This is a genomic window from Haematobacter sp. (assembly GCF_032102465.1).
Classification (GTDB): domain Bacteria; phylum Pseudomonadota; class Alphaproteobacteria; order Rhodobacterales; family Rhodobacteraceae; genus Haematobacter.
The window spans coordinates 21,376-28,533 of sequence record NZ_DAMDHB010000037.1; the positions used below are offsets into that span (position 1 = coordinate 21,376).

Genomic DNA, 7,158 nt, shown 5'->3' on the forward strand with positions numbered 1-7,158 from the left:
AGCGCCCCATGGCATGGGTCACCGGCCTTCTGCTGTCGCATTTCCGTTCGCATGCGCTGACCCGGCTGGCCTTCGATGGCCGGCCGGTTGCCATCTGGGGGGCCAACGGCTCGGGCAAGACCAACCTGCTGGAAGCGCTGTCGCTGCTGTCTCCGGGCCGCGGGTTGCGCCGTGCGGGGCCGGAGGAACTTGCCCGGCAGCCGGAACGGCTCGGCTGGAAGGTCGTCGCCGGCGTGCAGGGCGATCTGCCGCATGAGGTGGAGACCTGGGCGGAGGCCGGCGGTACGCGCCAGGTGAGGATCGACGGCAAGGCGGCGCCGCAGGTGGCGCTGGCAAGGCTGATGACGGTGCTCTGGCTGACGCCCGCGATGGATCGGCTGTGGTCGGAGGGGGCCGAGGGGCGCCGACGGTTCTTCGACCGGGTCGCCATGAGCTTTGAGCCGGACCATGCGGAGGCATCGCTGGCCTATGACAAGGCGATGCGGGAGCGGAACCGCCTGCTTCGCGACGGGATCCAAGACCCCTACTGGTACGACGCGCTGGAAGCGCAGATGGCGGAGACGGGGGCCCGGATCACCGCCAACCGGATCACCGCGCTCACCCGGATCGCTGCCGCGCAGGCGGGGGCGGAGACGCGCTTTCCCGCTGCGGATCTCATGCTCACCCAGCCGGAGGGTGCGCCGGAAGCCGATGCCGTGGCGCTCGCCCGGCAGTTCGCGGAGGGCCGACGGCGCGACATGGCGGCGGGGCGCACGCTGACCGGGCCGCATCGCGCCGATATAGAGGCCGTCTGGCGGGAGAAGGGCATGGCGGCCGCGCTCTGCTCCACCGGGGAGCAGAAGGCGCTCCTGCTGTCGCTGATCCTCGCCAATGCCCGGGCGCTCGCGGAGGATACCGGCCACCCGCCGCTGCTGCTGCTGGACGAGGCCGCCGCGCATCTGGACCCGGAGCGCCGCGCCGCGCTCGCGGAGGAGATCGTGGCGCTCGCGGCGCAGGCCTTCCTTACCGGCACGGATCCGGTGCTGTTTGAAAGTCTTGCCGGCCGGGCCAGCTTCTACGCGGTGGAGGAGGCGGGGGGCCGCTCCTCCGTCCAGCACAGGAGCATGCCATGATCCCAGAGCGGATTACCCTCGTGACGCTCGGCGTCGCCGATCTGGGGCGGAGCAAGGGCTTTTACGGCCGGCTGGGCTGGAAGCCGGTGGAGGAGCAGGAGGGCGTCGCCTTCTATCAGCTTCACGGGCAGGCGCTGGCGCTGTTCGGGCTGGCGGACCTTGCCGCGGATCAGGGCCGCCCGCAGTCGCCGCTCGGCACCGGAGCGATCACGCTCGCCCAGAACTTCGCCACGGTGGAGGAGGTGGAGGCGGCCTTTGCCGATGCGGTGGAGGCGGGGGCCACGCCGCTCAAACGTCCCGTTGCCACCGATTGGCGCGGCCATTCAGGATATTTCGCCGATCCCGACGGGCATGTCTGGGAACTGGCCCATAACCCGTTCTGGCCGCTGAACGACGATGGCAGCCTGACGCTGCCCGCCCCTCCCGACAGTCTGGACTGAGATCCGGAAGACGCGCGGGGGTTAACAGGCTGCTGGGAAAAGGCTTTCAGGTCTGCGTTGGAGCAGAGATCGTCTGCAATCTGGTGAAACCCTGCCGGAAATCCACACGTTTCCGGGTCATTCTGGGCTGATTTCCCAATTTTCAGAGTATAGGCACGGCAATTCTGAACTTTTTCAGCAACCTGTTACCGCCTTGCGGCGGAGGGCGGGGATGACCCGCTTCGGCCAGGTGACGCGCGGCGCCATCCGCGCTATCCCGGTGTCGAAGGAGAGAACGCCCATGTACACGCCGCCCGCCTTTCGTGACGATGACCGCGACGCCCTTTGCGCCCTGATGCGGGCCGCGCCCTTCGCCAATCTGGTCACGGCCACGGCGGCAGGGGTTGAGTGCACGCCGCTTCCCCTCTGGCTCGACCCGGAGGAGGGGCCGCTCGGCACGCTCTACGGCCATGTCGCACGGGCCAATCCCCATTGGCGGGCTGTGGCGGTGGGCGAGACACTCGCTATCTTCTCCGGCCCCGACGCCTATGTCAGCCCCGGCTGGTATGCGACCAAGCAGGAAACGGGCAAGGTCGTGCCGACGTGGAACTACCTCACCGTTCATGCGCGCGGGCCGGTGGAGTTCTTCGAGGATGCCGACAGGCTGCTGGATGTCGTGACCCGGCTGACCGACTCGCATGAGGCCGGCCGCGCCGCGCCCTGGGCGGTTTCCGACGCGCCGGAGTCGTTCATCCGCGCCCAGCTTCGCGGGATCGTCGGTCTCCGCCTGCCCATCGCCACGCTGGAGGGCAAGCGCAAGATGAGCCAGAACCGCAGCCCGTCCGACAGGGAGGGCGTGGCCGCAGGGCTGAGCCAAAGCGAAAGTCCCGGCGACAGGGCGGTGGGAGGGCTTGTCCCCCTCGCCTGACCGGTCTGGTCAGCGCATCGGCCAATTGGTCCGTGCACAGCTCCCGCCATGCCCCCGCCATGCGATGGGGGAGGCGAATCATGGGGACAGAAGCGCGGGCCCAGAATCACGGACCCAGAATCACAGGGACAGAAGACGGGAAGGAGAGCATCGACGGCGCCTGCCTCGGCGATCGTAGCTCCGGGGGCAGTCCGCACGACCTTCTCCGGCGTCAGATCCCTACGGGGAGGCCGATCTTCGGCGGCCTGCACTTGACCCCGCCGGGGGAATGTCTAGATCTCCGTCTGTCGGGACGGCCCGGCATTCCATGCACACCGGACGGGGACGACCCTGTCATGACCACGGAGAATGGCCATGGCTTGGCTCTATCTGTTTCTTGCAGGTGCCTCGGAAATCGTCTGGGCAGGGCTTTTGAAACATACGCACGGCTTCACCCGGCTGGGGCCGACAGTGCTCCTGCTCCTCGCCATGGCGACGAGCGTTGCCTTTCTGGCTCTTGCGGCGCGGACGCTGCCGATCGGCCTGTCCTACGCCGTCTGGTGCGGCATCGGGATCATCGGGACCACCCTGACCGGCTATCTCATCTATGGCGAGGCATTGAGCGCCGGGCAGCTCGCCTGCATCGGCATGATCGGGGCAGGGGTGATCGGGCTGAAGCTCGTCTCCTGACGCGGGGCCCTTAGCCTTCGGGAAGGGCGCGCAGGATCGTGACGATCGTGTCGCCATAGCGCCGCTGGTCAAGTTGCTCGAACCCCTCCGGGGGTGCAGGGGGGGTGCTTTCCTCCCAGACGATCAGGGCGTCCGCCGCGATCCAGCCCCCCTCCCGGCAGGAGGAGAGCGCTTGCTCCCCGAGCTGCATCCCATAGGGCGGGTCGAGGAACACAAGCCCGTAAGGCTCCCCCCGGTTTGGCCCCATCCGCGTCGCGTCGCGCCGGTAGAGGTCGATGGCCCCCTGCGCCCGCAGCTTTTCCACGTTGCTGCGGATCAGCGCGCGCCCCTTCACGCCATCCTCGACAAAGGTGACCTTCGCCGCCCCGCGCGACAGGGCTTCCAGCCCCAGCGCGCCGGTTCCGGCAAACAGGTCGAGCACGCGCGCGCCCGCCACCGGATCGCCATAGCCGCCGTTCTGAAGGAGGTTGAAGATCGCCTCCCGCACCCGGTCGGTCGTGGGGCGCAGGTGGGCCGCCGCATCGCCTTCGCCCACATCGGCAAGCTGGGTGCCGCGAAATCTGCCGCCGATGATCCGCATCAGCGCAGCAACGCCTTCAGATCGGCGGACGGGTCGGCGATCACCGCCGGGTCGGGGCTCCGGCCCGCTTCCAGCAGACGCTTGCCCACCATGTAGCCCCGCGCGTCATTCATCGCATCGACCGCGATGAACTGCCCGCGCCGCCAGTACCAGTGGGACTGCGCCGTCTCCCCCGCGCCACGCACGACCACCTGATCGTGGCCGGAGGACAGTCCGGCGATCTGGAGCTTCACATCATACTGGTCCGACCAGAACCACGGCACCGGCACGTAGGGTTTCGCCGCGCCAAGCATGTTTTCCGCCACGCGCTCCGCCTGATCTATGGCGTTCTGGACACTTTCCAGCCTGATCCGCCCCCCCGCGAGCGGGAAGGAGGCGCAATCCCCCGCTGCCCAGATCGCTGGATCGGAGGTGCGGCCGAAATCGTCCACCGCGATACCGTTGTCGAGCGTCAGCCCCGCCGACTGCGCCAGTTCCGTCGCCGCATCCAGCCCGATGCCCGCGATAAGGAAATCCGCCTCCACCCGGCTGCCGTCGGTGAGGACGGCCCCGGTCACGCGCTGGGTTCCCAGAAGCTCGGCAATGCCCACGCCTTCGCGGATGCTGACGCCGTGGCGCTGGTGAAGGGTGCGGAAGTAATCCGCCGTCGCTTCCGATGCGACCCGGCGCAGGATGCGCCCATTGGCCGAGAGCAGCGTGACTTCCAGCCCCCGGAGCGCGGCCACCGCCGCCGCTTCCAGCCCGATATAGCCGCCCCCCAAGACCAGCGCCTTGCGCCCCGCGGTGAACTCCGGCGCCATCCGGTCCACATCTGCGAGCGTCCGCACGAGGTGGATGCCGTCGCGATGGCCCGCCACGGCGGGGGAGAGCGCTCGGGCCCGCCCGCCGGTTGCCAGCACGAGGTGATCGTAGGGGATCGCTTCGCCGCCCGCCGTCACGATCCGCCGCGTCGCGTCGATGGCGGTGACGCGGGTTTCAAGCCGCAGGGCGATGTCGTTGTCCACATAGAACTGCGCCGGACGGAGGTAGAGCCGCTCCTCCTCCATCTCGCCCAGCAGGTATTTCTTGGACAGGGGCGGGCGCTGGTAGGGCGGCACGGGTTCCTCGCCGATCAGGGTGATCGTTCCGGCAAAGCCAAGGCTCCGCAGCTTCGCCACCAGCGACGCTCCGGCCTGCCCCGCGCCAACCACCACGATCCTCGTCATGCAACCCTCCGCCATGATTGAAGCGAACCATAATGAGAGCCTGCGCCCGGCGCAACGCGGGCAGGCGATGACGAGAGGGAGCGTGAGCTATCACTTGAACACACGGCCATGAGCCGCCCCGGCGCCGCCGCGCGTTCATGTGCTACGGTGGGAGGGGTGCTACGGCGGGAGGGGTCAACGACGCTGCTCAGGGCCGGGCCGTCCCCGGAGCGCGCGGGCATGTGAGCTATGACACCTGAGCGGGGTCCGGTCGATGGAACTGCATCGATGCCGCTGCGGGCGCATATGCTGCAACGGGCGAGGCTGGCACACGGGTCAGGTCCGGGTCGTCCTCTGGTCGATCGGGGGCATGAGCTGAGATCGGGCGCTTCGTCCGTCCATGGCGCGGGAGCGCGACCCCCCGCGCGGTTATGTGCCAGACGGATGTGGATGGGGCGAGGCGTTATTCGACAGACGATCCCGAGCTCGCTGCCGGGGAATAAGGGCCGTGAGCTTTGCGATAGTGGAGGGGCGCGGGGGCGCGTCGGCATTGCGTCTCGGACCGCTCCCCCGCCTGTGGAGACGACCGTCGGCCTGCCGTGCAGCAGGCCGGAGAGGCGGGCGGCGACGGCATGACCCGCCTCAACCCGCGTCCGCTCCCGATAGGTTACTGCTGCTCTGCCTCCGGGTGGTGGCGGAAGGGACCGTAGCTCGTCAGCACCTCCATTTCCTCCGACACGGCCTCCCGCTCCGCGGTCAGGAACTGCTCCACGGCGCGGCGGAAGCCCTCGTCCCGGATCCAGTGCAGGGAATGGGTCTGGGTCGGCAGATAGCCGCGGGCGAGCTTGTGCTCCCCCTGTGCCCCGGCCTCCACCCGTGCCAGTCGATTGTCGATGGCGAAGTCCATCGCCTGATAATAGCACGCCTCGAAATGCAGGAAGGGATGCTCCTCCAGCGCGCCCCAGTAGCGGCCATAGAGCGTGTCGCGTCCGATGAAATTCAGCGCCCCCGCGATCCAGCTTCCGCGCCGCCGGGCCATGACCAGCAGGATATCCTGCCGCATCGTTTCATGGAGCCGGTCGAAGAAGGCGCGGGTCAGATAGGGGCTGCCCCATTTGCGTGCGCCGGTGTCCTGATAGAAGCGCCAGAAGGCGTCCCAGTGCGCGCGCTCGATGGCATCGCCGGTGAGGGCGACGATCTCTCCACCGAAACCCTGCGCCGCCGCGCGTTCCTTGCGGATCGTCTTGCGCTTGCGGGAGGCAAGTTCGGCAAGGAAGGCGTCGAAATCCGCATAGCCCGGGTTCTCCCAGTGGAATTGCTGAGTGACGCGATGAAGAAGCCCCATCGCCGCGCCCGCCTCCGCTTCCTCCGCCGTGCAGAAGGTGATGTGCAGGGACGAAAGCTGGTTCGCCTCCGCCAGTTGCGTGGCCCCGGCCAGAAGGCCCGCACGGCCGAGTTCCTCAAAGCCCGGACGGGTCAGGAGCCGCCGCCCGGTCGCGGGGGTAAAGGGCACGGCGATCTGGAGCTTCGGATAATAGCGCCCGCCCGCCCGCTCCCATGCCTCCGCCCAGGCGAAATCGAAGATGTATTCGCCCCGGCTGTGGGATTTCACGTAGAGCGGGGCAACCGCGACGGCTTCTCCCGCATGGCGGACGACCGCGTGGCGGGGCATCCAGCCGCTGCTGCCGCCGACGGATCGCGACTCCTCCAGCGCGGCGAGGAAGCGGTAGGTGGTGAACGGGTCGAACGGACGGCCGCCGCTCGCGGTCTCCGGCGCGGCGCAGGCGTCCCATGTGTCCGCGCCGATTTCTTCGATGCGGGAATGAAAGGTGACTTCTATCGGGGTTTCCATTGTCGCTCCGCGCGGCCCCTGGGGGGAGGGATGCTCCGACTCTGGCGCAATGCACCGGCCCGTCAAGCATCACCGGCCATGGCGGGGGGAATGGGCGGCCTGACCGCGCGGGACCGGTTTCGCCGATGCGGCTTGCGCCCTGTTGTCACACGGCCGCTGTAGGGCAACACAGCTATGACGGGAGGTCTGTGCTCAGGGACTACTGCCCGGCACTGCTGCGCGCAAAGACCAGAGGGCCGGTAATTCAGGCGCGCGCGGCCGCCCGGCGAACCCCTGCAAGACAGGGCCCCGGATGCCCCATCGCGTCGCCGGGGTGAAAGATTGCTCTGGACCATCGGCAGAGGGCATGCAGCGGCTTTCCGCACCGCACCGCACCGCACCGCACCGCACCGCACCGCACCGCACCGCACCGCA

General features: G+C 68.7%; 7 protein-coding genes. 4 read left to right on the forward strand and 3 right to left on the reverse strand.

The window, feature by feature from the left end; genetic code table 11:
- Window positions 1-8 precede the first annotated feature (8 nt).
- The 4 genes from recF (at window position 9) to RT513_RS17345 (ending at window position 3,128) form a co-directional block, all read left to right on the forward strand.
- Complete coding sequence (gene recF / locus RT513_RS17330; RefSeq protein WP_290685429.1) at window positions 9-1,112, forward strand: DNA replication/repair protein RecF; 1,104 nt, start codon at window positions 9-11, stop codon at window positions 1,110-1,112.
- Window positions 1,109-1,552 carry a VOC family protein gene (locus RT513_RS17335; protein WP_290685434.1) on the forward strand — a complete coding sequence of 148 codons (444 nt, stop codon included), beginning with the start codon at window positions 1,109-1,111 and terminating at the stop codon, window positions 1,550-1,552. The genes recF and RT513_RS17335 overlap by 4 nt, the downstream gene beginning before the upstream one ends.
- Before the next feature lie 211 nt (window positions 1,553-1,763).
- Window positions 1,764-2,459 (forward strand): FMN-binding negative transcriptional regulator, encoded by a 696-nt coding sequence (locus RT513_RS17340; protein WP_290685438.1) that lies wholly within the window; start codon window positions 1,764-1,766, stop codon window positions 2,457-2,459.
- A gap of 354 nt (window positions 2,460-2,813) precedes the next feature.
- A complete protein-coding gene (locus tag RT513_RS17345; RefSeq protein WP_290685440.1) occupies window positions 2,814-3,128 on the forward strand; it encodes a multidrug efflux SMR transporter in 315 nt (104 codons plus the stop codon).
- Window positions 3,129-3,138: 10 nt separating this feature from the next.
- On the opposite strand, the gene rsmD is transcribed toward RT513_RS17345, so the two are convergent.
- The 3 genes from rsmD to RT513_RS17360 all read right to left on the reverse strand — a co-directional run bounded on the left by rsmD (window position 3,139) and on the right by RT513_RS17360 (window position 6,744).
- Window positions 3,139-3,708, reverse strand: a complete 570-nt coding sequence (gene rsmD, locus RT513_RS17350; protein ID WP_290685442.1) for a 16S rRNA (guanine(966)-N(2))-methyltransferase RsmD — start codon at window positions 3,706-3,708, stop codon at window positions 3,139-3,141.
- Window positions 3,708-4,913: an NAD(P)/FAD-dependent oxidoreductase gene (locus RT513_RS17355; protein WP_290685444.1), complete on the reverse strand. Its 1,206-nt coding sequence runs from the start codon at window positions 4,911-4,913 to the stop codon at window positions 3,708-3,710. The genes rsmD and RT513_RS17355 overlap by 1 nt, the downstream gene beginning before the upstream one ends.
- Before the next feature lie 646 nt (window positions 4,914-5,559).
- Window positions 5,560-6,744 carry a GNAT family N-acetyltransferase gene (locus RT513_RS17360; protein WP_088216638.1) on the reverse strand — a complete coding sequence of 395 codons (1,185 nt, stop codon included), beginning with the start codon at window positions 6,742-6,744 and terminating at the stop codon, window positions 5,560-5,562.
- Window positions 6,745-7,158 lie beyond the last annotated feature (414 nt).

Coding starts and splice junctions, on each gene's coding strand:
- RT513_RS17345 (WP_290685440.1), top strand. CDS start 2,814: ATGGCTTGGCTCTATCTGTTTCTTGCAGGTGCCTCGGAAATCGTCTGG.
- RT513_RS17340 (WP_290685438.1), top strand. CDS start 1,764: ATGACCCGCTTCGGCCAGGTGACGCGCGGCGCCATCCGCGCTATCCCG.
- RT513_RS17355 (WP_290685444.1), bottom strand. CDS start 4,913: ATGACGAGGATCGTGGTGGTTGGCGCGGGGCAGGCCGGAGCGTCGCTG.
- rsmD (WP_290685442.1), bottom strand. CDS start 3,708: ATGCGGATCATCGGCGGCAGATTTCGCGGCACCCAGCTTGCCGATGTG.
- recF (WP_290685429.1), top strand. CDS start 9: ATGGCATGGGTCACCGGCCTTCTGCTGTCGCATTTCCGTTCGCATGCG.
- RT513_RS17335 (WP_290685434.1), top strand. CDS start 1,109: ATGATCCCAGAGCGGATTACCCTCGTGACGCTCGGCGTCGCCGATCTG.
- RT513_RS17360 (WP_088216638.1), bottom strand. CDS start 6,744: ATGGAAACCCCGATAGAAGTCACCTTTCATTCCCGCATCGAAGAAATC.